The organism is Mesorhizobium sp. Root552 (genome assembly GCF_001427285.1).
In the GTDB taxonomy this organism is placed as follows: Bacteria; Pseudomonadota; Alphaproteobacteria; order Rhizobiales; family Rhizobiaceae; genus Mesorhizobium.
Genome location: NZ_LMFV01000001.1, coordinates 204,067 through 227,823 on the forward strand (window position 1 = coordinate 204,067; position 23,757 = coordinate 227,823).

At 62.1% G+C, this 23,757-nt stretch carries 24 protein-coding genes; 8 read left to right on the top strand and 16 right to left on the bottom strand.

Annotated features, from left to right (window positions below; translation table 11 throughout):
- Window positions 1–903, top strand: coding sequence for a diacylglycerol/lipid kinase family protein (locus ASD50_RS01015; protein ID WP_056234499.1), 903 nt, complete (start codon window positions 1–3; stop codon window positions 901–903).
- Between the two features lie 5 nt (window positions 904–908).
- Here the strand turns inward: ASD50_RS01015 and ASD50_RS01020 are convergent, their stop codons facing one another.
- The 3 genes from ASD50_RS01020 to ASD50_RS01030 form a co-directional block, all read right to left on the bottom strand.
- The gene (locus ASD50_RS01020) at window positions 909–1,373 is read right to left on the bottom strand and encodes a hypothetical protein (RefSeq protein ID WP_056234502.1); all 465 of its coding nucleotides are present in this window, start codon (window positions 1,371–1,373) and stop codon (window positions 909–911) included.
- Between the two features lie 12 nt (window positions 1,374–1,385).
- A complete protein-coding gene (locus ASD50_RS01025) occupies window positions 1,386–1,712 on the bottom strand; it encodes a DUF883 family protein (protein ID WP_056234506.1) in 327 nt (108 codons plus the stop codon).
- A 116-nt stretch (window positions 1,713–1,828) separates the two neighbouring features.
- Window positions 1,829–2,587 (bottom strand): Crp/Fnr family transcriptional regulator, encoded by a 759-nt coding sequence (locus tag ASD50_RS01030; RefSeq protein ID WP_056234509.1) that lies wholly within the window; start codon window positions 2,585–2,587, stop codon window positions 1,829–1,831.
- Window positions 2,588–2,731: 144 nt separating this feature from the next.
- On the opposite strand from ASD50_RS01030, the gene ASD50_RS01035 reads away from it, so the two are divergent.
- Entirely contained in the window at window positions 2,732–3,136 is a 405-nt protein-coding gene (locus ASD50_RS01035) for a response regulator (protein ID WP_156464883.1), read from the top strand.
- Here ASD50_RS01035 and ASD50_RS01040 read toward each other — a convergent pair.
- Together ASD50_RS01040 and ASD50_RS01045 are read right to left on the bottom strand one after the other, a co-directional pair.
- Window positions 3,109–3,657 (bottom strand): sigma-70 family RNA polymerase sigma factor, encoded by a 549-nt coding sequence (locus ASD50_RS01040; protein WP_056234512.1) that lies wholly within the window; start codon window positions 3,655–3,657, stop codon window positions 3,109–3,111. The genes ASD50_RS01035 and ASD50_RS01040 overlap by 28 nt on opposite strands.
- A 3-nt stretch (window positions 3,658–3,660) precedes the next feature.
- Complete coding sequence (locus ASD50_RS01045) at window positions 3,661–3,861, bottom strand: NepR family anti-sigma factor (RefSeq protein WP_056234516.1); 201 nt, start codon at window positions 3,859–3,861, stop codon at window positions 3,661–3,663.
- A gap of 226 nt (window positions 3,862–4,087) precedes the next feature.
- Between ASD50_RS01045 and ASD50_RS01050 the strand changes: the two genes are divergently transcribed.
- The 5 genes from ASD50_RS01050 to ASD50_RS01065 all read left to right on the top strand — a co-directional run bounded on the left by ASD50_RS01050 (window position 4,088) and on the right by ASD50_RS01065 (window position 7,047).
- Complete coding sequence (locus ASD50_RS01050) at window positions 4,088–4,882, top strand: response regulator (protein WP_056234518.1); 795 nt, start codon at window positions 4,088–4,090, stop codon at window positions 4,880–4,882.
- A 90-nt stretch (window positions 4,883–4,972) separates the two neighbouring features.
- Window positions 4,973–5,137, top strand: a complete 165-nt coding sequence (locus tag ASD50_RS22215; protein ID WP_082549448.1) for a DUF1328 domain-containing protein — start codon at window positions 4,973–4,975, stop codon at window positions 5,135–5,137.
- A gap of 147 nt (window positions 5,138–5,284) precedes the next feature.
- A complete protein-coding gene (locus ASD50_RS01055; protein ID WP_056234525.1) occupies window positions 5,285–6,316 on the top strand; it encodes a sensor histidine kinase in 1,032 nt (343 codons plus the stop codon).
- Between the two features lie 70 nt (window positions 6,317–6,386).
- Window positions 6,387–6,710: a hypothetical protein gene (locus ASD50_RS01060; protein WP_056234529.1), complete on the top strand. Its 324-nt coding sequence runs from the start codon at window positions 6,387–6,389 to the stop codon at window positions 6,708–6,710.
- An 88-nt stretch (window positions 6,711–6,798) separates the two neighbouring features.
- Entirely contained in the window at window positions 6,799–7,047 is a 249-nt protein-coding gene (locus ASD50_RS01065) for a YMGG-like glycine zipper-containing protein (protein WP_056234533.1), read from the top strand.
- 61 nt (window positions 7,048–7,108) lie between these two features.
- Here the strand turns inward: ASD50_RS01065 and ASD50_RS01070 are convergent, their stop codons facing one another.
- The 4 genes from ASD50_RS01070 to xylF all read right to left on the bottom strand — a co-directional run bounded on the left by ASD50_RS01070 (window position 7,109) and on the right by xylF (window position 12,374).
- A complete protein-coding gene (locus ASD50_RS01070; protein WP_056234538.1) occupies window positions 7,109–8,728 on the bottom strand; it encodes a CHASE domain-containing protein in 1,620 nt (539 codons plus the stop codon).
- 160 nt (window positions 8,729–8,888) lie between these two features.
- Entirely contained in the window at window positions 8,889–9,689 is an 801-nt protein-coding gene (locus ASD50_RS01075) for an ATP-binding cassette domain-containing protein (RefSeq protein WP_056234541.1), read from the bottom strand.
- Window positions 9,690–9,702: 13 nt separating this feature from the next.
- On the bottom strand, window positions 9,703–11,019 hold the full coding sequence (locus tag ASD50_RS01080) for a sugar ABC transporter permease (RefSeq protein WP_056234767.1): 1,317 nt from the start codon (window positions 11,017–11,019) through the stop codon (window positions 9,703–9,705).
- Window positions 11,020–11,333: 314 nt separating this feature from the next.
- Complete coding sequence (gene xylF / locus ASD50_RS01085) at window positions 11,334–12,374, bottom strand: D-xylose ABC transporter substrate-binding protein (protein WP_056234543.1); 1,041 nt, start codon at window positions 12,372–12,374, stop codon at window positions 11,334–11,336.
- Between the two features lie 236 nt (window positions 12,375–12,610).
- Here xylF and ASD50_RS01090 point away from each other — a divergent pair, with 236 nt between their 5' ends.
- A complete protein-coding gene (locus ASD50_RS01090) occupies window positions 12,611–13,858 on the top strand; it encodes an ROK family protein (RefSeq protein ID WP_056234769.1) in 1,248 nt (415 codons plus the stop codon).
- A 42-nt stretch (window positions 13,859–13,900) separates the two neighbouring features.
- Here ASD50_RS01090 and phoB read toward each other — a convergent pair whose 3' ends face one another.
- The 7 genes from phoB to ASD50_RS01125 all read right to left on the bottom strand — a co-directional run bounded on the left by phoB (window position 13,901) and on the right by ASD50_RS01125 (window position 23,749).
- On the bottom strand, window positions 13,901–14,590 hold the full coding sequence (gene phoB / locus ASD50_RS01095; RefSeq protein ID WP_056234545.1) for a phosphate regulon transcriptional regulator PhoB: 690 nt from the start codon (window positions 14,588–14,590) through the stop codon (window positions 13,901–13,903).
- A gap of 25 nt (window positions 14,591–14,615) precedes the next feature.
- Window positions 14,616–15,317 (bottom strand): phosphate signaling complex protein PhoU, encoded by a 702-nt coding sequence (phoU, locus tag ASD50_RS01100; protein ID WP_056234548.1) that lies wholly within the window; start codon window positions 15,315–15,317, stop codon window positions 14,616–14,618.
- Between the two features lie 41 nt (window positions 15,318–15,358).
- On the bottom strand, window positions 15,359–16,183 hold the full coding sequence (pstB, locus tag ASD50_RS01105; protein WP_056234551.1) for a phosphate ABC transporter ATP-binding protein PstB: 825 nt from the start codon (window positions 16,181–16,183) through the stop codon (window positions 15,359–15,361).
- A gap of 14 nt (window positions 16,184–16,197) precedes the next feature.
- Window positions 16,198–17,514 carry a phosphate ABC transporter permease PstA gene (gene pstA / locus ASD50_RS01110; RefSeq protein ID WP_056234555.1) on the bottom strand — a complete coding sequence of 439 codons (1,317 nt, stop codon included), beginning with the start codon at window positions 17,512–17,514 and terminating at the stop codon, window positions 16,198–16,200.
- Entirely contained in the window at window positions 17,511–18,977 is a 1,467-nt protein-coding gene (pstC, locus tag ASD50_RS01115) for a phosphate ABC transporter permease subunit PstC (protein WP_056234558.1), read from the bottom strand. Before pstC ends, pstA begins: the two co-directional genes overlap by 4 nt.
- Before the next feature lie 88 nt (window positions 18,978–19,065).
- The gene (locus ASD50_RS01120; RefSeq protein WP_056234561.1) at window positions 19,066–20,103 is read right to left on the bottom strand and encodes a PstS family phosphate ABC transporter substrate-binding protein; all 1,038 of its coding nucleotides are present in this window, start codon (window positions 20,101–20,103) and stop codon (window positions 19,066–19,068) included.
- 283 nt (window positions 20,104–20,386) lie between these two features.
- Entirely contained in the window at window positions 20,387–23,749 is a 3,363-nt protein-coding gene (locus tag ASD50_RS01125) for a response regulator (protein ID WP_082549449.1), read from the bottom strand.
- Window positions 23,750–23,757 lie beyond the last annotated feature (8 nt).

The window sequence follows — 23,757 nt, forward strand, 5'->3', positions numbered from 1 at the left end:
ATGCGCTTTGCAGCGGTGCTGAACAGCGAGGGCGGCACCTTGCGAACCACCGACCTCGATGCATTTTCCAAGCGCATGACAGGGGCGTTGGCGAAGGCCGGCCACAAGATCGATATCGACATCGTACCGGGAAAGGACGTGGCCGCCGCGCTGGACAAGGCCGTCGGCCGGCGAAACATCGACGTTGTTCTGGTTGGCGGCGGCGATGGCACCGTTTCGGCTGCCGCTGCACGGCTGATGGGCACCAAGAAGGCGCTGGCCATCTTGCCGGCAGGAACGATGAACCTGTTTGCCCGCGGCCTCGGGATTCCACAATCGCTGGATGCCGCGATCGCCGCCTTCGCCGATGGCCGCGTCACGTCCGTCGACATGGCCAGCGCCAATGGCGAGCCATTCGTGCATCAGTTCTCGGTCGGCATGCACGCCAGGATGATCCACCTGCGCGACAAGATGCAGTTCGGCTCACGGCTGGGCAAGATGCGCGCTTCGGCGCGCGCCGCCTATGACACGCTCGCCAATCCACCCAGGATGGATGTGGCGCTAACCATCGGCGAGGCCGAGGTCATCACCCGCGCCAGCGCCATCGGCGTCACCAACAATCTGTTTGGCGAAGGCCATCTGCCCTATGTCGACAACCCTGCCGGCGGCGTTCTGGGCATCTATGTCACCGTTGCGCGGCAGAAAGGCGAACTGATGAAGTTCATGCTCAACGTGGCGCGTGGCAAATGGCGTGACAACGAGCATGTCGAAATCCACCAGACCGACAAGGTGAAGCTGAAAATCCGCTCAAGACGGCGCAAACTCTATGCCGCCATGGACGGCGAACTGGTCGATCTCGATCCCGAAACGTCGATCGAAATCCACCCCAAGGCGCTCAAGGTGCTCATTCCTGCAACGAAATAGGCTGATCAATTGCCGCCCTTGTCGGCATCGTCGCCGTCGCCGTGCTTGGTGTTTTCGCGGTAGATGGCATAGGCAACCAACGCGGCGGCCGGACCGAGCACCGCGCCAAGCCCGCCCTTGCTGCGCAACAGAACCGGCAAGGCGGCAAGCGCTGCGGTCACGCCCACCGCCGTCAGGTCGGCATTGCGTTTGCGCGCGCGGCGAACGACACGCGATTCGGCGCTCACGCGGAAGATGAGAAGGATCAGCCCGGACAACACCAGGAAGCCGATGCCGAAGCCAAGCGCAGCCTCCAGGAAACCGTAGCGCGCCGCCACCCAGATATAGCCTGCCCCGACGAGGAACCCGACCCCGCACAGGGCAGCGAGGCCAGCCAGCGCATAGGCAATTGCTGCGCCGCGCGCGCGGCGCAGCGCAGCAACTGTCTCACCCGATGCGAAGCCCGCAATCAGCGATGCAATGAAGCCCATGGCGCGCTGCCGCTAGCGACGTGACAGAAGCGCGAACAGGAAGCCGACGCCGGCGGCAATCGCCAGCGATGTCACCGGCTTCTCGCGCACATTGGCGATGACCTGCTCTTCAAGGTCGCGCGCGTTGGAACGCAAGCTGTCCATTGCCGCCTCGCCCTGTGCCCGCAACTGCTCGACGCCTTCGCTCGCTGCCCGCCGCGCCGTGCCAACGCCATGCTCGCCGGTCTTCGCCAAAAGCTTGGCAAGCTTGTCGATATCCGCCCGCAATTGCCTGATATCGGCTTCCAGGTCGGGTGTGGTCTTGGCGTCGTTGGCGGTTTTTCCGGTCGCGGTGGCCATTCTCAACTCCTTGAATTCGTGTCGTATCGGGAACGCGCAAAAAACCTCAAGGTTCCGGGTTAGCCCTTATTGGAAGGCTTTTCCTTGCCGGAGTCCACAGCAAGCAGGCGCAGCCATCACACAAGCGGCCGGCGGCCTTCGCCTAACCCATCCCACCCGGCGATGGATTGCAGGCCATCGGCATCGATCACCTCGCAGCCGCCGTCGCGCCAGTGGATCAACTTGCGGTCGATGAGCTTGCGCAGCGTCTTGTTTGTGTGAACCAGTGACAGGCCGAGCGTGTCGGCGACATGCTGCTGCGTGATCGGGATTTCGACCGGCGCCTTGCCGTTCAGCCCGACCACCTTGGCCCGCGCATGAATGAAGGCGATGAGATAGGCGGCACGTTCAAGCGCGGTGCGACGCCCCACGCTCAGCAAATTCTCGTCGAGCATGCGTTCCTCGCGCGACGCCAGCCAGGTGATGTCGTAGGCGAGTCCTGGATGTTCGCGATAGAGACCGTGCAGGTTGTCGCGCTCGAAAACGCAAAGCAGTAGTTCCGACAGCGCCTCCACCGAATGCTGCATCTCGCCCATCACGCTGCCTTGCAGGCCGATCAGGTCGCCGGGCATGACGTAGTTGAGGATCTGGCGGCGACCATCGTCGAGCAGTTTGTAGCGGAACCCCCATCCGGAAAGGACCGTATAGAGGTGGGCGCTGTGATTGCCTTCGACCAGCACCGTCGCGCCACGGTCGACAGCCAGTTCGCCTTTCTTGAAAGTGCTGATATAGGCGAGTTCCTGCGGCTCGAATTCACGGAAGGCGGGCAGCGGTCGCAACGGGCACTTCTCGCAAGGATAACGACGCGCCGAACGACTTCCGTGCTGTTCCGCCATTTTGGACCCCTCTCCCCAAGCTGTTCAATACAAACGCATTTCCCTTGCCGAAGTTCCGAGAGCCGTTTTCTGAAGCTATGTCTTTTTTAAATGACAGGGTAGGAAAATACGGCCATGACTGCGCCCCCACTCCAAAGGAGAGTCATGGCGTTGTCAGCTTCGCTCGATGGACTGCGTATTCTCATCCTTGAGGACGAGTATCTCATTGCCATGGATGTCGAGCAGATTTGCCGCGACGCCGGTGCAGCCGATGTCGCTATCGTCGACAATCTTGCTGGCTTCGACACGCCGGCAGCGTTCAGCTTCGACGCTGCGATCCTCGACCTGATGTTGAATGGCGCTTCGACGCTGCCCTTTGCCGCCCGCTTGCAACGCGAAGGCGTCCCCTTCGTCTTTGCCTCGGGCCACGGCATCAGCGACGAATTGAACCGCGATTTCCCCGGCGTCGCGCTGGTCGAAAAGCCCTATTCGGGCGGCGATCTCATTGCGGCCGTGGCGGCTGCGCTAAAGGTTCCGCCTCTTCAATCCGCCGGAGACGTCATCACCTGAGCGGAAATCGCATCGGGTCCGAAATCGTCCTCGCCCGAAATCTGCAGGATTTCCTGTAGCCTGCTGCGAGCGCGGCTGACCCGGCTCTTGATCGTGCCGACGGCGCAGTTGCAGATTTCCGCTGCCTCCTCATAGGAAAAGCCCGACGCACCGATCAGGATGATCGCTTCACGCTGATCCTCGGGAAGTTTTTCAAGCGCCCCGCGGAAATCCTCGAGGTCGAGTTGTCCGTGCTGGGCCGGATGGACTGCAAGCCTTGCCGTCATGATTCCGTCGCTGTCCTGCACCTCGCGTCCGCGCTTGCGCATCTGCGAATAGAACTCGTTGCGCAGGATGGTGAACAGCCATGCTTTCAAATTGGTGCCCGGCTGGAAGCTTTCGTGCTTGTCCCAGGCCTTGACCAGGGTTTCCTGCACGAGATCGTCGGCCTTGTCCGCATTCTGCGACAAGGACACGGCAAACGCGCGCAAGCTCGGGATGGACCCGAGCAGATCGCTCTTGAAGCCCGCTGATACGGCCATGCGTCAGTCCTTCTTCAGTGCGGATTCAGCCTGCTCCAGCTGGCTAAGCAAATCGCTGAACCGATCAGGCACCTCGTCGGAGACCAAGTCGTTGTAGTATTGCTTGAGTTTGCGGCCAATTTCAGAATTCGCGCCGAGTGGGTCGCCTTCACCGGCCTGACGCCTGCCTGCCGCGGCGGCGCTGCTTCTGTTTTGATCTTTCATAATGCCTTCTGCCCCATTCCCTGCCGCCTTCCACTCGAAACAAGAGGCAAAGCGGTGCCCCTCTAAGCTCTGATTCCGTTGCAAACGCCGTGGATCAGCATTGGTTCCAGTGCTCGCTAAAATTTTTCACGGAACTTTTCATTCGTCGGCGAGTTTGTGTGATCGGGGCTTGCAACATTCTAGCCTGTCTGTTCATGCAAACACGTCATTTGAGGGAGACGTAACCGTGAGTCTGTCTGCTAAAATTGCACCGCATCTTCCCTACCTGCGCAGGTTTTCGCGCGCCGTCTCCGGCTCACAGGAAAGCGGCGATGCCCTGGTCGCGGCGATGCTGGAGGCCATTATTGCCGACATCGGCATTTTCCCGGCCGCCTCGAACGACCGCATCGCGCTCTACAAGATTTTCGCCAGGATGTTCACATCCATCGCCATTCGCATTCCGCAGGAGCAGTCCGTTACGGATTGGGAACAGCGCGCCGCCGCGAACCTCAACGCATTGGCGCCGCGACAACGCCAGGCCTTCCTTCTTGTGGCGGTCGAAGGCTTCGACGAGGACGAAGCAGCCGAGATCCTGGATGTCGACGAAGCCGAGTTTTCCAACCTGCTGTCACAGGCGAGCGGCGAGATTTCGCGGCAGGTGGCAACCGATATCCTGATCATCGAGGACGAACCGTTGATCGCCATGGACATCGAGGAGATGGTGGAGAGCCTTGGTCATCGCGTCGTCGGCACCGCCCGTACGCACACGGAGGCAGTGGCCATGTTCGCCAAGTCGCGGCCCAAGATGGTGCTGGCCGACATTCAACTCGCCGACGGGTCCTCGGGCATCGATGCTGTCAACGAGATACTGTCCTCGACATCCGTGCCGGTCATCTTCATCACCGCCTTCCCGGAGCGCCTGTTGACCGGCGAGCGTCCCGAGCCGGCGTTCCTCGTCACCAAGCCGTTCAGCCCCGACATGGTCAAGGCATTGATCAGCCAGGCGCTGTTCTTCGACCGTCAGGCCAAGGCAGCCGCCTGACCAGATTTTTCGCCGGCGGGGGAACCAATGCAGCCGGCTCTCGTTTTTCCTGCAAGGAAATGCCTGCACGGAAATGAAGGAGTTCGAACAATGCTTTACTGGACGCTGGTGTTTCTTGTCGTGGCGATCATAGCCGGTGCGCTTGGCTTCGGCGGCATTGCGGGAGCATCCGCCGGCATTGCCAAGATTCTTTTCTTCATCTTCCTTGCCTTCCTGGTGATTTCGCTGCTGGCCGGAATGTTCCGGCGGGCATGACAGCGCCGGATAAATCCTCTCGACGGGAAACTGGAAACCGCCCCCCTCAAACGGTTTCCAGCCGCCGCCGGGCAGTAACCCTGAAAAGGGTGCTGTCCGGCGGAACGTTCTTGAAGGGGTCTTAAAAAGGGGCGTAGGGGCAGAAAAATGGCTGCAGGCCGCAACAAGGAACCCGCCGAGAAACTCGACAGCGAGGTCATCGATCCTTCCCTGAAGGACGATTCGCAGCTCGGCCGGGCACTGCTCCATGCCTTGCGGAATGCCGGCGTTTCAGTTCTCTACCAGGACAACGACCTGCGCACGGTGTGGGCGCGCAATATGCCGGCGCCGTGGGCGGTGGCAGGTGGCCACGGCGATACCATCCTCCCTCCATCCCAGACGGATCGCATCATTGCCGCAAGGCGCAGTGCGATTGCATCCGGTCAACCGGACCGGTTCGAGATCAGTGCGCCCGGAGAAGATGGCATGCGCTGGTTCGAGGTCTGGGTCGATCCCGATGTCGCCAAGGATGGCAGCGTGCGAGGCGTCATGACCACCAAGGTCGAGACCACCGAGCGCAAGCGGCGCGAACAGAGCCTGCGCGCCCTGTTGCGCGAGGTCAGCCACCGCTCGAAAAACCTGCTCGCCATCATCCAGAGCATCGCCAGCCAGACCGGGCGTTATTCGGAAACCATCGCCGACTTCCTCACCCGCTTCCAGGGCAGGCTGCAATCGCTTGCCTCTTCGCAGGACCTCGTAACCTCGTCCAACTGGCGCGGGGCGCAATTGCGCGAGCTGATCTATGGGCAGGTCGGCCGCTATACCAATGGCAATCACAACAGCCTGCAATTCGAAGGCTCGAACCCCTATCTCAATCCCAACGCAGCGCTGCATATCGGCCTCGCCATACATGAGCTGGTCGTCAACTCGCTGGGTTATGGCGCCCTTTCGCGGCCGGGTGGCGCGGTCAATGTCGGCTCCGAGTTGATGACCGAGGCCGGCGAAACTAGGTCGCTGCGCCTGCTATGGAGCGAACCGTTCGAATCCGACGCTGAGCTTCCCACCTTGCGCCATTTCGGCCGCGTCACCCTCGAGCGTGTCGTGCCGCTTTCACTGAACGGACAAGCCTCTCTCGACATGTCCGGAGGCCGGCTCCAGTACCATCTCACCGTTCCGCACGGCAATTTCGAAACGGAATAGCATCACGAACCGCACCATCTCAGGAACCATGCACGGTTCCGTGCGTTTCCACTGCCAAGAGGAAAACGCAATGGAACACATCGCTGCATTGTTGCTGATCGTGGGTTGCTCGGGCGATCTTTCCCAGTGCCGGGAATTGCCCGCGCCGGTCACCGTATTCGAAACCGCCGAGGATTGCGTCGCTACGCGGGCGCTTTCGCTTCGCGAAATGTCTGGCGAGGCTGAACACGTCATGGGTACCTGCATCGGCCTCGATCCGGCGCTGGAAGAAGACTATGCGGAACTTGTCTGGTCGGTCACCCCGGACGGCAAGCTTGATGCCTCGGTCGAAACCGCGACGGTCGTTGCCTCCAACAGCCACCGCCCTGAAAAAGACTATCTTAGCCAAGAATGAAAACCGTAACGCAGAATCGGCGCGCTCGTGCTAGATGGCAGGGGATCGCCGCGAAGCGAGAGACATCAAAAGCGAGAGGAGTGACTACATGCGCAAGATAATCGTCGTCGTGGCTGCACTCGTGGCCCTGAGCGGCTGCACCACCACCGAGCAGGACGTAGGTGTCGGCACAGCGGCCGGTGCTGTCATTGGCGGGATCGCCGGCGGCGGCAGGGGTGCGTTGATCGGCGCGGCCGTCGGCGCAGGTTCCGGCCTCCTGGTGCGCAACTTGCGCAACGGCTACTGCCAGTATCGTGATCCCGATACCCGCCGCATCTACACGGCGCGCTGCAACTGATCGGACAGTCAGTCGAGAATTGGGAGGCCGGGGAAACCCGGCCTCTTTTCGTTGAGGTAGGCTATTTCAGGGGAATCCTGATCTCGACCTGCAAGCCATTCGGCTTGAACTTGCGTTCAATGGTGCCGTTAAGTTCGCGCGTGATGTTCATGTCGATGAGTTTGGTGCCGAATCCGGTTCTTGTCGGCGCTTCAAGACCAGTCTGGCCCGATTCGCGCCAGTTGAGGACGAGCACCCTTTCACGGTCCAGCCGTTCCGTTTTCCAGTCCACCTTGAGCGCGCCGACGGCATTGCCGGCCTCGCCGTACTTCAGCGCATTCGTCGCCAACTCGTGGAAAGTCAGGCCAAGCGCCTGTGTCGCGGTCTCGTCAAGCAGCACCTGGGGTCCCGACAACAGATCTCTCGGCAACTCCTTGCCGAACACTTGTCCGAGTTCGATGCGCAGAAGATCGCCAAGATCGGCCTTCTGCCAGCGTGAACGGGTCAGCATGTCCTGCGATGCGGCCATCGCCTGAAGCCGGGCGGCAAAGGAGTCGGAAAATTCCTTGACGTCGGTCGCACCCGAAGCGGTCTGGCGTGCAATCGCCAGCACGCGCGTGATCAGGTTCTTGATGCGATGCTTCATCTCCTGAAGCATCAGGTCCTTTTCGAGCAGGCTTTTCTCGGTTGTCTCATGAAGCTGCGCCACCGCGTCATAGGCGCGTTCCTGGTAGCGCGCCACCAGTGCGATGGCCCCCGCCAGCAGCAGTCCGAACAGGCCGAGCATGATCGGAATGGCGCGCGAAGACGGTGGCGAAAACGCACTTGTCGGGCGGAACTCCAACACCCATTGCCGGCCAGCCACCGTTATCTTGCGGGTATCGAGAAGCCGGTTGCCGATCCCTTCGACCGGAGGCGTTTCCGACCGGAACAGCAGGCTGTCGGAATTTGCCGTCTGGTCGTAGATCTCGACATTGACCGGAAGCAGCGGCATCCGCCGCAACGCCACCCGGAACAGGTCGCCGGCCCGGAAAGCGGCATAGAGAAATCCTGCCGTCGAAGACGTTGCAGCATCGACGGCATCAGGCGCGGTGTCGATGTTGAGCCGTACGAACACCAGAAAACCGGGGAAAGTTTGCTCTGCGCCAGTCTGCTGCCCGAGGAGAACCCGCCCGCTTGCGTGCTGTTCGTCGTCCGCCATTGCAGCTTCGATCGCCGCGCGGCGGGCGTCTTCGGTGAACATGTCGTAGCCGACGCTGGAAAGATTTCTCTCTTCCAAAGGCTCGAACAGCACGATTGGCGTGCGCCATTGCTGCGTCGTGGCCGGATAGATGACCCGGTCTATGCCATATTCCTGCTTGATCGCGCGTTCGGCGACTGCCTCGTCTCCGGTGCGGATCAGCTTGAGGAACCCGATACCGCGCAAGCCGGCAAAATTCCCGTCGACATCCAGCGCGTTAAAGTAGGCCTTGAACTCGTTGCGCGTGACCTGCCCATTGCGTGCATCGAAAAGCGCCTGGGTCGAGCGAAGCAGCGAAAGGTGCAGATCGATGCGGCTCTCGATGCGATTGACGGCATCATCGACCGTCGCCTGGAACTTGATGCGGGAGGCTTCCTGCGTGGCGAAATAGGCAAAGCCCGCCATAGTCAGGCTGATCAATGCCACGGCCAGAAACGTCAGAATCGGGAAAAGTTTCTTCAACAGATGATGCGGTCCGTGGCTAGCCCCCGCACTTCTTAGCAAGTCCACGCGCCAACACAAGGCACGGTTTGGCCGAGTCTTCGCATTGGAAATGAATGTGGGAAATGAATGGGCCGGCAGTGCCGGCCCTTCACTCTTGAATTGTCCATCAGCCCGGCAGTCAGGCCGCGATCTTCAGCGCCCCCGGCCCGGGTATGGCCCCGGCCGGACATTTGCCGAGGATGATCATGCCAAGCACCTCGTCCTTGGTCACATCGGTCGTCCTCGCGGTGCCGACCACCTGGCCGTTCTTCATCACGCACACCCTGTCGGCAAGATCGAAGACATCATGGATATCATGGCTGATGAGGAAGATGCCGATGCCGTCGGCCTTGAGCTGCTTGACCAGTTCGCCCACCTGCGCCGTCTCCTGGGGTCCAAGGGCAGCCGTCGGCTCGTCCATGATCAGGATGCGCGCGTTGAACAGGATCGCGCGTGCAATAGCCACCGACTGCCGCTGTCCGCCCGACAGCTTGATGACCGGCTCCTTGAAACGCTGGAAGCGCGGGTTGAGGCGGCCCATCACCTTGCGGGCTTCCGCTTCCATGGCCACGTCGTCCAGCGTGTTCCAGCGCGTCATCAGCTCGCGCCCCAGGAACAGGTTGGCGGCGGCATCGACATTGTCGGCCAGCGCCAGCGTCTGGTAGATCGTCTCGATGCCGTATTTCTTGGCGTCGCGCGGATTCGAGATCGAGGCTTCCTCGCCGTTTACCAGGATTTGGCCTGCGTCGCGCTTGTAGGCGCCCGACAGGATCTTGATCAGCGTCGACTTGCCGGCGCCATTATGGCCGAGCAGCGCCACGACCTCGCCCGGATAGAGATCGACCGAGGCATCGTCGACGGCGCGGATGCCGCCGAAGGCGATGGAAATGTTGCGCAGGTCGACCAGCGGAGTTGCATTGGCAGCTTGAGCGGTAGCCATGGTCAATTCCTCCCTAAACCCGCTTGCGATAGACGGTGTCGAGCCAGACCGCGACGACCAGGACCGCGCCGACGACGATGCTCTGCAATGGTGAATCGACGCCGAGCAGCACCATGCCGGATTGCAGCGACTGCATCAGAAGCGCGCCCAGCATGGCGCCGACAACGGTGCCTGCGCCGCCGGCAAGCGATGTGCCGCCGATGACCGCAGCCGCGATGACCAAAAGTTCATCCAGCGTGCCGAGCGCATTGGTGGAGGCGTTGAGACGGGCCGACGAGATGGCCGCGCTGATGGCCACCAGCGCTCCCATGATCATGAACACCTTCATCGTCACCCAGCGTGTGTTGATACCGGCAAGGTTAGCCGCCTCAGGATTGCCGCCGATGGCGAAAACGTAGCGTCCGAAGCGTGTCCGGTTGGTGACGAAAGTCATGACGATGCCGACCATCACCGCCATCAAAACGGGAATGGCGATGCCGTGGGCAATGAAAAGCCCACCTTCCGGGATCGTTATGCCGTTCGCTTCCGCATAGCGCTTCACGATGCCGACCGGCCACGGATAGGAATTGGCGACCTGTATGGCGCCCAGAATGACGGCGCAGGCAACCGCGCCGAGAAACACCTCGGCCCAGACCGGCCGCAGCGGGAACCGGAAGCGCTTGCGCTGGGTGCGACCGTTGAGCAGCATGAAGATGACGGCGAGGCAGGCGACAACCCCGATGATCCAGCTCCACGTCGCGCCGATGGAGCCGTTCGGGCCGCCGCCCATGAGTTGGAACGTGGCATCGAGCGGTGCGACCGTCTGGCCGCTGGTGACCCACCATGCCGCGCCGCGCCAGACCAGCAGGCCGCCGAGCGTGACGATGAAGGACGGCACTTCCAGATAGGCGATGATGAAGCCCTGGAAGGCCCCGATCAGCAGACCGAAGGCTATGCCGCAGGCCAGCGCAATGATCCATATCCACGGATCGCCGGCGGAGAAACCCATGACGCGGATGAGAATCTGGGCTTGCAGCACGCCCATGATCATGCCGATGACGCCTTCGAGCGAACCTACCGACAGATCGATGTTGCGCATCACGATGACCAGCACCATACCGGTTGCCATGATCGCGACCGACGAAGTCTGGACCGAAAGGTTCCACAGGTTGCGCGGCGTCAGGAAAAGCCCGCCGGACAGGAAGTGCAGCACGATCCAGATCAGGATCAGCGCCGCGACCATGCCCAGCATGCGGGTATCGAGTTCTGTCGCTTTCAGGAAGCGGGCGACAGGGCCTAGTTCAGCCTCCCGCGCCCGGTCGACCGTCGTTGCTGAGGTCACGTCACTCATGGTTTCCTCCCACCGGCTTGCCTCTGGCGTCAGATCGGCCCGCAACCAATCGGCGTGTTGCCCACCTGGCCGTTTCGCATCGGATAGAAACCGCCGCGCTTGTCGGTCCGATGCTTTTGCGCAGCGTGCTCATGCTATTGTCTTTCCGGCGTCGCCGGAAGCGGAAAGCGCGTAGGAAGATGCGCTGTTTTCAGGCACGCCCCTGGCGGTGCCGCTTGCGCCTTTTTTGCCGAACCGGCCAACAGCATCCGCGCTTCTTTTGAAAACGCCGCGGCTTTTGGGCCGCGGCGCATCATGCTCACCGTCAGGCGAACTCAGTTGCAGGCGGCAACCGCACCGGCGGCGACACCGGCGCAAACCGCATCCTTGGAAATCCAGCCGGCGTCGATGACGACGTTGAGATTGTCCTTGGTGATCGCGATCGGGGTCAGGAACACCGACTTGACGGTGTTGCCGCCAGGCGTGGTGAAGTCCTGCACGTTGGCGATGTCGGTCATGGCCTTGCCGTCGGCAAGCTGCGAAGCGATCTCGGCTGCGTTCTTGCCGAGTTCACGTGCATCCTTCCACACCGAAACGGTCTGGGTGCCCAGCGCCACGCGGTTGAGGGCGGCATGGTCGCCATCCTGGCCCGACACCGGAACGCTGCCCGCAAGACCCTGCGCCGTCAGCGCCGCGACGACGCCGCCGGCGGTGCCGTCATTGGCCGCCACGACCGCATCGACCTTGTTGTCGTTGGCGGTCAGGAACTGCTCCATGTTCTTCTGGGCGTTGGCCGGCAGCCAGCCATCGGTATAGGCTTCGCCGACATTCTTGATCCTGCCGCTGTCGATGGCTTCCTTGAGCACTTCCATGGAACCAGCAAACAGGAAGTCTGCGTTCGGATCGGCGCCCGAGCCCTTGATGAAGACGTAGTTGCCTTCCGGCTTCACCTTGAACACTTCGCGGGCCTGCATGCGGCCGACTTCCTTGTTGTCGAAGGTAAGGTAGAAGACGTCCTTGTTCTCGATCAGGCGGTCATAGCCGACGACCGGAATGCTCTCGTCCAGCGCCTTCTGCACCGCCGGGCCGATGGCCGAAGCGTCCTGGGCCAGGATAATCAGCGCATTGGCGCCCTGGCTGATGAGGCTTTCGACGTCGGTAAGCTGCTTGGCCGCGGACGACTGCGCGTCGGCGGAGATGTACTTGTCGCCGGCAGCCTCGATTGCCGCCTTCATGGCAGCCTCGTCGGTCTTCCAACGCTCTTCCTGGAAGTTCGACCAGGAGACGCCGATGACCTTGTCCTTTGCCTCGGCGGTCGCGACGAGCGTCAGCGACATAGCGGCACCCGCCAGGATGGCGGCCGTAAATTTCCTCATGATTTCCTCCCTGCGCCACACAGGCGCGACTAATCTGACCCGATGCTGGTGCGGAAGCTCTTTTTTTCGAGCCTCGAAAAAAGTGTGCCGCAACACCGCTTTTCTGTCAACTGTGATTCCGCGCCCGTAAATGATTTTTTTCGGAACTCGAATTAAATAATGACATCGCATGGAGCTTCTGACACTATCGCTGTGCTGTTATGCACGGCGCGCTGCCGAAGGGAGGACAACGCGACATGACGGTGGGAATCCGCCACGACGATTTGCGCCGGCGCAACCGCGCCATGGTCATCTCGGCCGTGCGGCGCAATGGCCAGACCTCGCGCACCGAAATCGCCGCGGTCACCAGCCTCAGCCATTCCACCATTTCGGCAATCTCGTCCGACCTGATTTCCGAGGGCATTCTGGCCGAAGCCCGTCACGAACAGCTCGCCCTGAAGCGTGGCCGGCCGCAGGTGGCGCTGGCGCTGGAGCCGAAGGCGGCGGTGGTCATGACCGTCGTCCTGTCGCTCAATTTCCTTGCCGCAACCCTGCTCGACTATGCCGGCGAAATCGTCGCCGAAGAGCAGCATCGGCTCGACACCCGCGCCATGCCGCGCGAGGACCTCATCGGCGAATGCGTGGCCATCGTCAGGCGCAAGCTCGATGATCCAAGGCGCGACGGCCGCCGCGTCCTGCGCATCGTCCTGGCCATACAGGGCATCACCGACGCGCCGGCCCGCGCCATGCTGTGGTCGCCGATCACGCCACACACCGACATCGCTTTTGCCGACATATTGGAGCGTGAATTTTCCGTTCCCGTGACGGTGGAGAACGACTGCAACATGATGGCCGTGGCGCTGCGCTGGCGCGACCCCGAGCGCTACAGGAACGACTTTATCGCCATCCTCTTGTCGCACGGCATCGGCATGGGGCTGGTCCTGAAGGGCGAGCTGTTCACCGGCACGCATTCATCCGGCGGCGAGTTCGGCCACATGATCCATCGGCCTGACGGCGCGCTATGCCGCTGCGGACGGCGAGGCTGCATCGAGGCCTATGCGGGCAACTACGCCATCTGGCGCAATGCGCGGCGCATGGACGAAAACGCCGAGCCGGTGGACGACATCGGCGAGGCCGATATGCGCGCCTTGGCTGACGCTGCCCGAGACCATGACGGGCCGGAGCGGGAAGCCTACCGCAAGGCCGGCGAGGCGCTTGGCTTCGGCCTCGGCAGCCTGTTTGCGCTGATCGATCCGGCTCCGGTCGCGATGGTCGGGGCAAGCGCTGCCGCCTTCGACCTCATCGAACCGGCGCTGCGCGAAGCCATCGCCAGGACGGCGGGCGGCCACCACTCGACCTCGATATCTTTCGACACGGAACCGGACGAACTGGCGCTGTTGCGCGGAGGCTGCGCCATGCGCGCACTGACCTTCGTCGACAACGAAATCTTCGCCGCCGGCAATCCGGCCCAGATGGAGCTCGCCGCCGGTCACGAAATGGCCTGAGTGCGGTCAGCCCTGCGGCTGGCCCCGAAAGCCGTTGGCCGTCTACTCTTCCTGGATCGCGTAGCCGGACCCGCGAATGGTCCTGATGACGTCCGGCATGCGGCCATTGTTGACTGCCTTGCGCAACCGCCCGACATGCACGTCCACCGTGCGCTCGTCGATGTAGATGGTTTCGCCCCAGACATTGTCGAGCAACTGCCCGCGCGAGAACACGCGGCCGGGATGGCGCATCATGAACTCGAGCAGGCGGAATTCGGTCGGCCCGAGCTTGATCTCGCTCTTCTTGCGATAGACCCGGTGCGACTCGCGGTCGAGCACGATGTCGCCGACCTTCAAGACGGATGAGAGGACTTCAGGCTTGGCGCGCCTCAGGAGCGCCTTTACCCGGGCCATGAACTCGGGCGTCGAAAACGGCTTGACCAGATAGTCGTCGGCACCGGTTGAAAGCCCGCGCACGCGGTCGCTCTCCTCGCCGCGCGCGGTGAGCATGATGATCGGCAACCGCTCCGTTTCGGGACGCATGCGCAGGCGGCGGCACAGTTCGATGCCGGACACCGCGGGCACCATCCAGTCGAGCACCAGAAGGTCGGGCACATTCTCCTGCAGCCTGATCTCCGCCTCGTCGCCGCGCGTGATGACTTCGACCTGATAGCCTTCCGATTCCAGATTGTACCGAAGCAGGACGCCCAGCGGCTCCTCGTCTTCGACCACCATGATGCGCGGTGCAATCATCTTGTTCGTTTTCCCGTCTTGCGCTTCAAGCGGCGGACATTGCCGTCTCGTCCTGCTTCGGACGATGCACCGGCAACTGTTCGCCGGTCAGCACATAATAGGCGTTTTCCGCGATGTTGGTGACATGATCGCCGATGCGCTCAAGGTTCTTGGCGCAAAACAGAAGATGCGTGCAGGGCGTGATGTTGCGCGGGTCTTCCATCATGTAGGTGAGAAGCTCGCGGAACACCGATGTATATTTGACGTCGATGCGCTCGTCTTCTTCGCGCAGCTTCACCAGTCCGGCGGCATCGCGAGCCGCATGGCGCTCGATAACGCCTTGCACCTGGGCGAGCACAAGTCCCGCCATGGTCTCGATGGAATGGGCAAGCTCTCGCGGCGCAGCCGATTTGCCGACCGCACTGACGCGCTTGGCAATGTTCTTGGCAAGATCGCCGATCCGCTCGAGGTCGCCTGCCATGCGGATGGCGCCGACCACCGCGCGCAGGTCCTGCGCCATCGGCTGGCGTTTGGCGATCAGCGTAATCGCGCGGTCGTCCAGCTCGCGCTGGCGCGTGTCCATCACCGCATCCTCGGAAACGACGCGCTGGGCCAGCGCATTGTCGGAGGTGAGCAGCGCGCGCGTCGCGCCGCTCACCATCGAGCCGGCAAGATCGCCCATGTCGCGAACCAGTCTGCTGACCTCGTTGAGGTCTTCGTCAAATGACGCAACGGTGTGCTCACCCATGATGCTGTCCTCAAATCTCTAGGCGTTTCGCAGATGGCGGCTCAACCGAAGCGGCCGGTAATGTAGTCCTGCGTGCGCTTGTCGTCGGGGTTGGTGAACATCTTCTCGGTCGCGCCCTCCTCGACCAGGTAGCCGAGATGGAACATCGCCGTGCGCTGCGACACGCGCGCCGCCTGCTGCATGGAGTGGGTCACGATGACGATGGTGTAGTTCTGGCGCAGTTCGTCGATCAGCTCTTCCACCCTCGCGGTGGCGATCGGGTCAAGCGCCGAGCATGGCTCGTCCATCAGGATCACTTCCGGCGACACCGCAATGGCGCGCGCTATGCACAGGCGCTGCTGCTGGCCGCCGGAAAGACCGGTGCCGGGCTCATGCAGGCGGTCCTTCACCTCGTTGAACAGGCCGGCGCGCTTCAGGCTCGATTCCACGACGCCGTCGAGGTCGCTCTTGTTGCGGGCAAGGCCGTGGATGCGCGGGCCGTAGGCGACGTTCTCGTAGATCGACTTCGGGAACGGATTGGGCTTCTGGAACACCATGCCGACGCGGGCGCGCAATTCAACCACGTCGATGGCCTTGTCGTAGACGTCCTCGCCGTCGAGCGTGATCTTGCCGACCACGCGGGCGCTATCGATGGTGTCGTTCATGCGGTTGAGGCAGCGCAGGAAGGTGGACTTGCCGCAGCCGGATGGGCCGATCAGCGCGGTCACCTGGTTCTGCCGCACCAGAAGATCGACGTCGAACAGCGCCTGCTTGTCGCCGTAGAAAACGCCGACCTTGTCGCCGCGCATCTTGATGGCTTCGTTCGATTGGCTGCTCATCTTGGCGTCCACTGCGCTTTCAAGGGTTTTTTCGGTCATGATATTCATTGTTCGTCCCTTTGCTACCAGCGCCGCTCGAAACGCCGGCGCAGCACGATTGCCGTGATGTTCATGGCCATCAGGAAAATGAGAAGGATGATGATTGCGCCCGACATGCGTTCGACGAAGGCGCGTTCGGCCTCGTTCGCCCACATGTAGATCTGCACCGGCAGTGCGGTTGCCGGGTCGAATGGCGTCGCCGGATAGTCGGCCACGAAGGCCACCATGCCGATCAACAAAAGCGGCGCCGTTTCACCGAGCGCGCGCGCCAGCCCGATGATTGTGCCGGTCAGGATGCCGGGTGCTGCCAGCGGCAGGATGTGGTGGAACACCATCTGCATCCGCGAAGCGCCGAGGCCGAGAGCCGCGGCACGGATCGAAGGCGGCACGGCGGCAAGTGCCGCGCGCGTCGCAATGATGATTGTCGGCAGCGTCATCAGCGTCAGCACCAGACCGCCGACGATGGAAGCCGAGCGCGGCATGCCAAGGAAGTTCACGAACACCGCAAGCCCGAGCAGGCCGAACACGATCGACGGCACGGCTGCAAGGTTGTTGATGTTGACCTCGATCAGGTCGGTGAAGCGGTTCTTCTTGGCGAATTCTTCAAGGTAGATCGACGCCGCCACGCCAATCGGCAGCGCCAGCAAAAGCACGATCGCCATCATGTAGAACGAGCCGATGATGGCGACGCCCATGCCGGAAGTCTCCGGCCGGCTGGATGCGCCAAACGTAAACAGGCCGCTGTTGAAATGCTCGGCCATGACGCCCTCGGCCTTGAGCTGGTTCATCCAGGCGACCTGCTGGTCGGAAACCTTGCGGCGCGCCTGGTCGACGCTCAGGTCGATCTGGCCCTTGAAGGCAGAATCCATGTTGGCGGAGACAAGCACTTCGACGTCGCGCGTCGTGCCGATCACAGAAGGATCGGAAACCACTATGTCGCGCAACTGTACGCGCGCGCCGTCGGAAAGGAAGCCTTTGAGCTTGCGCACCGCAGCCTTGTCGTCGGCGTTGATGCCAAGCTTGGCAACCAGCGCATTCTCGGCAAGCTTCGGATAGTTCGCCTTGATCAGCACATTAGGGTCAGTGGCGCGCTCGCCCTGCGGGTCGATGACCTTCTCGTCGAAGCTGATCGGCAGGGTCACGGTCGTCTGCCAGAAGGCGGTATGGCCCTTGAGCACGATCGAAGCCAGCATGATGGCGAGGAAGATCAGCCCGACCGAGATTGCCAGCACGCCGTAGATGCGGAACCGGCGCTCGGCACGGTAGCGTGCCTTCAGCCCGATGTCGCGCCGCGCGGGCGCTGCCGCAACCGGCATCGTATCGATGGAAACGTCGGTCATTCGTACTGCTCCCGGTATTTCCGCACGATGGCAAGCGCCACGATGTTCATGATCAGCGTCAGGCCGAAAAGCGTTATGCCGAGCGCAAAGGCGACCAGCGTCTGCGGCGAGTTGAACTCGAGGTCGCCGGTCAACTGGTTGACGATCTTGACGGTAATCGTGGTCATCGCCTCGAACGGGTTGAGCGTCAGGTTGGCGGCAACGCCTGCCGCCAGCACCACGATCATGGTTTCGCCGATGGCGCGCGAGGCGGTCAAAAGCACCGCGCCGACAATGCCCGGCAGCGCGGCCGGCAGCACCACCCGCTTGATGGTTTCGGAGCGCGTCGCACCAAGCCCGAGCGAACCGTCACGCAGTGCGCGCGGCACGGCGGTGATGATGTCGTCGGACAGCGAGGAAACGACAGGGATCAGCATGATGCCCATGACGAGGCCGGCGACGAAAATGCTCTGCCCCTGGATGAACGGCGCGCCGCCGGTCAGCGCCGCGCTGATGTCGCGCAGCCACGGCCCCAGCGTCACCAGCGCGAAGATGCCGTAGACGATGGTCGGGATGCCGGCGAGCAGTTCAAGCGCCGGCTTGACCACCGCGCGAACCTTGGAGGATGCGTATTCGGCCATGTAGACGGCTGACATCAGCCCGACCGGCACGGCCACCAAAAGCGCCACCAGGGCGATGTAGAGCGTGCCGGCAAGCAGCGGGATAAGGCCGAACTGGCCCTCGCTGCCCCCTGAACCGGCAGCGGCAAAGCGCGGGTCCCAAACCGTGCCGAAGAAGAAATTCATCGGCGATACCGACCCGAAGAACTGGATGGTCTGGAACAGCATCGACAGGACGATGCCGATGGTGGTCAAGATGGCGATGGTCGAGGCGCCAAGCAGCCCCCACAGCATCAGCTTCTCGACATTGTTGCGGGCACGGCCGCGCGGCTTGACCGCACCGACCGCGTAAAGCGCGCCGGCTGCGGCAAGCACGATCGCAAGCACCCCGCCGATCAGGCTCAACCGATCCTGCGAGGCATTCGCCGCCTGCGCGATCGGGATCATGTAGTCCCTGGTATCGGTGGCCAGCGCGACGCCCTTTTGGGCAAGCAAGGGCTGCAATTCGGCAAATGTCGCAGGCAAGGACGCCTGCGTATCCGCATCGAGGCGGCGAAGCCCTCTTGCGAGGCTGTTCACCAGTCCGGCCGAAATCTGCGCGTTGATCGGCGAACCGTCTTCCGCCTGTGCCGGCAGCGCCGCATGGACCTGGCGGCCGAGATAGGTTGACCTGCCGGCATCCCACACCAGAAGCATGAGCAGCGCAGGCAGCACTGCGAGCAGGAACGCCCACCAGCCATGATAGTGTGCGCGCGAATGCGGCTTCACCTTGCCGTCGTTCTGCGCCACTGCGCGTTGCCTGCCGACTATGAACGCGGCAAGGCCGATGGCGAGAATTATGGCAATCACGATGAATGATGACATGGGTCCGTTCCGGGATCGGATGACCGTCGCCTCTCAAGAGACGGCGAATGCCGGGGCGCGGCTGACCGCGCCCCGGCACCAGTATTGATTACATCGTCTTTCCGGCGTCGAAGGCTTCGCGCTGCGCAGCGCGCTCGGCGTCCGGCGCGGCAACCAGGCCGTACTCGGCAAGCGGACCCTCGGGGCCAACCATCTGGTCGTCGAGGAAGAAGTCGACATATTCCTTGAGGCCGGGAACGACGCCCAGATGCGCCTTCTTCACGTAGAAGAACAGCGGACGCGAAACCGGATACTCGCCCTTGGCGATGGTCTCGACCGAAGGCGTGATGCCGCCGACGGTGGCGACCTTCAGCTTGTCGGCGTTGTTTTCGTAGAAGGCGAGGCCGAACACGCCGACGCCGGTCTTGTTGCTATCGATGCGGGCCAGCGTCTCGGTGTAGTCGCCGTCGATGTCGACCGCCTTGCCGTCCTTGCGAACTGCCTTGCAGGCAGCTTCCGCGCCCTTCTCGTCAAGGCCCGAAGCCGTGCCGGCCTCGACGCCGCCGAGCTTCTTGCAGCCGGCGATGAGGAGCTTTTCCTCGAACACTTCACGCGTGCCGTGCTTCTCGCCCGGAATGTAGGCGGCGATATCCCAGTCGGGCAGGTTCGGGTTGACCTGGTTCCACTTGGTGTTCGGATTGTCGACCAGCTTGCCGTCCACGGCGATCTTGGCGGCCAGCGCCTTGTAGACGTCTTCCGGCGTCAGCGCCCAATCCGGGCCGTTGATGTCGGTGGCGAAGACGATGCCGTCATAGCCGATCTTCACTTCCTGGATTTCCTTGACGCCGGCGTCGATGCAGGACTGCACTTCGTCCTTCTTGATCGGGCGCGAGGAATTGGCGATGTCGATGGTGTTTTCACCGACGCCCTTGCAGAATTCCTTGATGCCGGCGCCGCTTCCGCCCGATTCAACAACCGGGGTCTTGAAGTTGGTGAAGGTCTCGCCGAACTGCTCGGCAACGATCTTGGCGTAAGGCAGCACGGTGGACGAACCGGCAACCTGGATCTGGTCGCGCGCCGAGGCGAAGCCAGCCGTCCCGGCCAGCACGAGCGCCGCAGCGGACGCCGTCAAAAGGTATCGTTTCATATGGCCTGCTCCTGTTCGGATGGTGTGGTCTCTTGGCGCGTTCCTTCTGCGCCCGGTGAGGCCATAACGCTCGTTTATAACAGTCGCATGACAGTTTCGTGTCGGTCCGGTAAACGTTGCGCCGGCTTGCTAACATCGATAGCCGTTTCGCCATTCGCCCTTGCGGGCGGTTTGGTTTCTGGAATCAGCGACTTGGCTAGAAGCCGCGCCCTGTCCTCGCGCCACACCGGCAAAACTCTAAAAATTATCGAATGTCACAGACCGCTGGAAACGCCTTCGCCAATCAGGCGATACGATCCATGTCAGCCACCATCCCGATCCAGCGGTCGACCTTCGCCATCAGCGCCTTCGGGCTGATCGGCTTTGGCAGGTAGTCGTCCATGCCGGCTTCGAGACAGCGTTCGCGGTCGCCTTTCAAGGCGTGCGCCGTCACGCCTACGATCGGCACATGCGTCTCGCGCGCCGCCTCCAGTTCGCGGATCTTACCGGTGGCTTCGTGCCCGTTCATCTCGGGCATCGAAACATCCATCAGGATCATGCGTGGATTGAGCCTCTCATAGGCATCGACCGCCTTGCGGCCGTTGGCGACGATCTCGAAACTGTAGCCCGTTTCCGAAAGGATCTGGGTGAACACCAGCTGGTTCACCTCATTGTCCTCCGCAACCAGTATGTCCAGATTGCCATGTATGCCTTGCGGCATGCGCAGGCGCGTCGTGGGAGCAAGCAGCGACGCGCGCTCGACCGGCGTTTGAATCGTGGCTTCAGGGGCCGGCTCTTCCGCACCCACATTCACCGCAACATGTTCGCCGCTTCTCGCCGCCCTGTGGCGTTGGATCGTCGCAACCAGCGTCTCCAGCAGCGAGGAGGCGCGCGTCGGCTTGGTAAGGTGGGCGTCGATGCCGAGGTCGCGGTAGTTCGTATCGGCAAGAGATTGATCGACCGAAGTCAAAAGCACGATCGGCGTATCGGCCAGTTCCGGCGTCGAGCGGATGATCTGCGCTACTTCCGCTCCATTCATGCCGGGCATCTGGTAGTCGAGAATGATGCAGTCCACTGAAAGTCCGTGGGCAGCGGCGGCCGAAAGCACCTTCAGGCCCTCCTGCCCGCTTGCTGCCGCGCAGGAATCGAATGCCCAGGAAACCATCTGCTCGGTCAGGATCGACCTGTTCACCGCATTGTCGTCGATGACAAGCACGCGGGCTCCAGTCACGTCGATGGGCAGGCCGCGGCGGGCAGCCGCACGCTTCACCCTTGGCAGCGTCACCGCAAACCAGAATGTCGAGCCCTTGCCTTCCTCGCTCTCCACCCCGATCTCGCCTTTCATCAATCCGACGAGCCGCGACGAGATGGCAAGGCCAAGGCCGGTGCCTTCGTGCCGGCGCGTCGAAGAGGCATCGACCTGGCTGAACTTCTCGAAAATGAGCGCAAGCTTGTCCTGCGGTATGCCCATGCCGGTATCCGTGACCGAGACGTGCAGCTTCATTCCGTTGTCGGTATCCTCGCCGGAAACATCGACCAGCACGTGGCCCTTGTCGGTGAACTTCACGGCGTTGCCGAGCAGGTTGAGGACGATCTGGCGGATGCGCCCGACGTCTCCGACGAAGTGGCCTTCCAGACCGGGCTCGACGCGCACGATCAGCTCGATATCCTTTTCCTTGGCGCGGGTCGCCACGAGCGCTGCTGCATCCTCGATCGCTTCCGACAGATTGAAGGGTGCAGGGTCCAGCACAAGCTGGCCCGCGTCGATCTTCGAGAAATCGAGGATGTCGTTGATGATGGTCAAAAGCGCGTTGCCCGACTTCACGATGATGTCGGTGAATGCCCGCTGCTTTGGGTCGAGGTCGGACTTGGCGAGCAATTCCGCCATGCCCAGCACGCCGTTCATCGGCGTCCGGATTTCGTGGCTCATATTGGCCAGGAACTCGGATTTCGCCCGGTCTGCCAGAACAGCCCGGTGGCGCGCGTCCTGCAATTCGGCCTCGCGCTCCTTCAGGTCGGTGATATCGGTGCTTGTTCCCAGCAGGTGCACCGCGCCGTCGATGGTCTTCAGCCGGTTCTTGCGGGTCATCAGTTGCCGCACGGTCCCGTTGCGGTGCCTGATCTGCTCCTCGACTTCCTTGACCTCGCCGGTGCGAATGACCTCTGTATCGTCAACCGTGTAGACGCGAGAATATTCTGCGCCGAATATGTCGGTATCGGTGCGGCCGGTTGCCTCTTCCTTGGAAATTCCGGTCAGCGCGCACCAGGCCTTGTTGACGAATTCAAGCGTCAGGTCCTGGTTCTTGGTGAAAGCCGCGATCGGCAGTTCGTCCATCATGTGCCGGAACAGGTCGATCTGGCGCATGCTGACGCCGAGCGCCCTTTCACGTTCCTTCAGTTCGGTGACGTCATAATACGAGATCAACCGCCTGCCGCCGGAAAGGGCGGTGACCGAATAGATCATCGTGCATCCGTCGGCCCGCTTGAACTCGCGCGGCGTAACATCGCCCGCACGGATTTCATCCAGCCGCGAGGCGACGTAATTTTCCCAGTCCGCATCGGCCACATCGTAGATGCCGTTGTGGCGGTTGATGTCGATCAGCGAGCGGAACGGATTGCCCGGGCGAACCTGCTGCGGGGTCACTTTCCAGATATCGTAGAATGCCTTGTTGATCAGTTCGACGTCCAAATTCCCGTCGACAATGACAATGGCCAGTTCGAGCGAATCGATCGTCCGCTCAAGATCGTAGAGCAGTTCGCGGCTGCGCTCCCCGGCATTCGTCACCTCTAGCTTGTGGCTTTCCAGTTCCGTGACGTCTGTGCAGACGGAAATGGTGCCGCCATTGTCGGTGCGCATTTCCCGGTGAATGACAACCCGGCCATCTGCGAACTTGATGGCCACCGACGTGCCGCATCCGCCGCTATGGCGTTCGAGGAACGCATCGCGCCAGGCTTGCGGATCGAGCCCTTCGGTATCCCACAGACCGCGCGAAAGCCCGACCTCGACCATCTCGGGCAAGGTGACGCCAGGCTTGATGACATCGGCAATACCCGCATACATCGAAAGCGTCGCCGCATTGTGCAGCACCAGCGCGCCTTGCTCGTCATAAAGGCACAGCGCATCGCTCATCACGTTGAGCGCGGCCAGGATTTGCCGGATGTCCTTGCGTCCCACCTGCGGCGCCACCGCCAGATCGGCCACGGCTTCCACCGTCGCAGTGACATTGCGGCCGGCGCCCCGATAACCGATGAAACGCCCCGTGCCGTCGAAGCAGGGAAACCCGCTTGTCGAAATCCAGCGGCAATTCGGCAAGCCGCCCTTCAATTCATAGACGAAGTCGCGAAACGGCAGGTGCGCCTGCAGGTCCTGCAGATGCGCAACAGCTTTTTGCCCACCCTGCTGCACCTGTTCCATGAAGTCGAAGCGGAAGTGCCCGATCACGTTGGCGGGGTCGATGCCGGTCACATCGCGATAGTTTTCCGAAAGCCACGAAAAGCGAAGATCGGCGTCGGTTTCCCAGAACCAGTCGCCGGCAAGATCGGCCATTTCATGCAGGGCTTGCCCGGAATGCGCCTCATGGGGCTTCGCCGCGCCGCCGCGCACAACCTCGTCTGCAACAAGCTCTCTGTTAGCGCCCCCGGCGCCGGCCTCCCCCGCGGTCTCCATCGCAATCC

What these genes read in the sequence shown, in the direction of transcription:
- ASD50_RS01015 (WP_056234499.1), top strand. Translation starts at nt 1, where the DNA reads ATGCGCTTTGCAGCGGTGCTGAACAGCGAGGGCGGCACCTTGCGAACC.
- ASD50_RS01020 (WP_056234502.1), bottom strand. Translation starts at nt 1,373, where the DNA reads ATGGGCTTCATTGCATCGCTGATTGCGGGCTTCGCATCGGGTGAGACA.
- ASD50_RS01025 (WP_056234506.1), bottom strand. Translation starts at nt 1,712, where the DNA reads ATGGCCACCGCGACCGGAAAAACCGCCAACGACGCCAAGACCACACCC.
- ASD50_RS01030 (WP_056234509.1), bottom strand. Translation starts at nt 2,587, where the DNA reads ATGGCGGAACAGCACGGAAGTCGTTCGGCGCGTCGTTATCCTTGCGAG.
- ASD50_RS01035 (WP_156464883.1), top strand. Translation starts at nt 2,732, where the DNA reads ATGGCGTTGTCAGCTTCGCTCGATGGACTGCGTATTCTCATCCTTGAG.
- ASD50_RS01040 (WP_056234512.1), bottom strand. Translation starts at nt 3,657, where the DNA reads ATGGCCGTATCAGCGGGCTTCAAGAGCGATCTGCTCGGGTCCATCCCG.
- ASD50_RS01045 (WP_056234516.1), bottom strand. Translation starts at nt 3,861, where the DNA reads ATGAAAGATCAAAACAGAAGCAGCGCCGCCGCGGCAGGCAGGCGTCAG.
- ASD50_RS22215 (WP_082549448.1), top strand. Translation starts at nt 4,973, where the DNA reads ATGCTTTACTGGACGCTGGTGTTTCTTGTCGTGGCGATCATAGCCGGT.
- ASD50_RS01055 (WP_056234525.1), top strand. Translation starts at nt 5,285, where the DNA reads ATGGCTGCAGGCCGCAACAAGGAACCCGCCGAGAAACTCGACAGCGAG.
- ASD50_RS01060 (WP_056234529.1), top strand. Translation starts at nt 6,387, where the DNA reads ATGGAACACATCGCTGCATTGTTGCTGATCGTGGGTTGCTCGGGCGAT.
- ASD50_RS01065 (WP_056234533.1), top strand. Translation starts at nt 6,799, where the DNA reads ATGCGCAAGATAATCGTCGTCGTGGCTGCACTCGTGGCCCTGAGCGGC.
- ASD50_RS01075 (WP_056234541.1), bottom strand. Translation starts at nt 9,689, where the DNA reads ATGGCTACCGCTCAAGCTGCCAATGCAACTCCGCTGGTCGACCTGCGC.
- ASD50_RS01080 (WP_056234767.1), bottom strand. Translation starts at nt 11,019, where the DNA reads ATGAGTGACGTGACCTCAGCAACGACGGTCGACCGGGCGCGGGAGGCT.
- xylF (WP_056234543.1), bottom strand. Translation starts at nt 12,374, where the DNA reads ATGAGGAAATTTACGGCCGCCATCCTGGCGGGTGCCGCTATGTCGCTG.
- ASD50_RS01090 (WP_056234769.1), top strand. Translation starts at nt 12,611, where the DNA reads ATGACGGTGGGAATCCGCCACGACGATTTGCGCCGGCGCAACCGCGCC.
- phoB (WP_056234545.1), bottom strand. Translation starts at nt 14,590, where the DNA reads ATGATTGCACCGCGCATCATGGTGGTCGAAGACGAGGAGCCGCTGGGC.
- phoU (WP_056234548.1), bottom strand. Translation starts at nt 15,317, where the DNA reads ATGGGTGAGCACACCGTTGCGTCATTTGACGAAGACCTCAACGAGGTC.
- pstB (WP_056234551.1), bottom strand. Translation starts at nt 16,183, where the DNA reads ATGAATATCATGACCGAAAAAACCCTTGAAAGCGCAGTGGACGCCAAG.
- pstA (WP_056234555.1), bottom strand. Translation starts at nt 17,514, where the DNA reads ATGACCGACGTTTCCATCGATACGATGCCGGTTGCGGCAGCGCCCGCG.
- pstC (WP_056234558.1), bottom strand. Translation starts at nt 18,977, where the DNA reads ATGTCATCATTCATCGTGATTGCCATAATTCTCGCCATCGGCCTTGCC.
- ASD50_RS01120 (WP_056234561.1), bottom strand. Translation starts at nt 20,103, where the DNA reads ATGAAACGATACCTTTTGACGGCGTCCGCTGCGGCGCTCGTGCTGGCC.
- ASD50_RS01125 (WP_082549449.1), bottom strand. Translation starts at nt 23,749, where the DNA reads ATGGAGACCGCGGGGGAGGCCGGCGCCGGGGGCGCTAACAGAGAGCTT.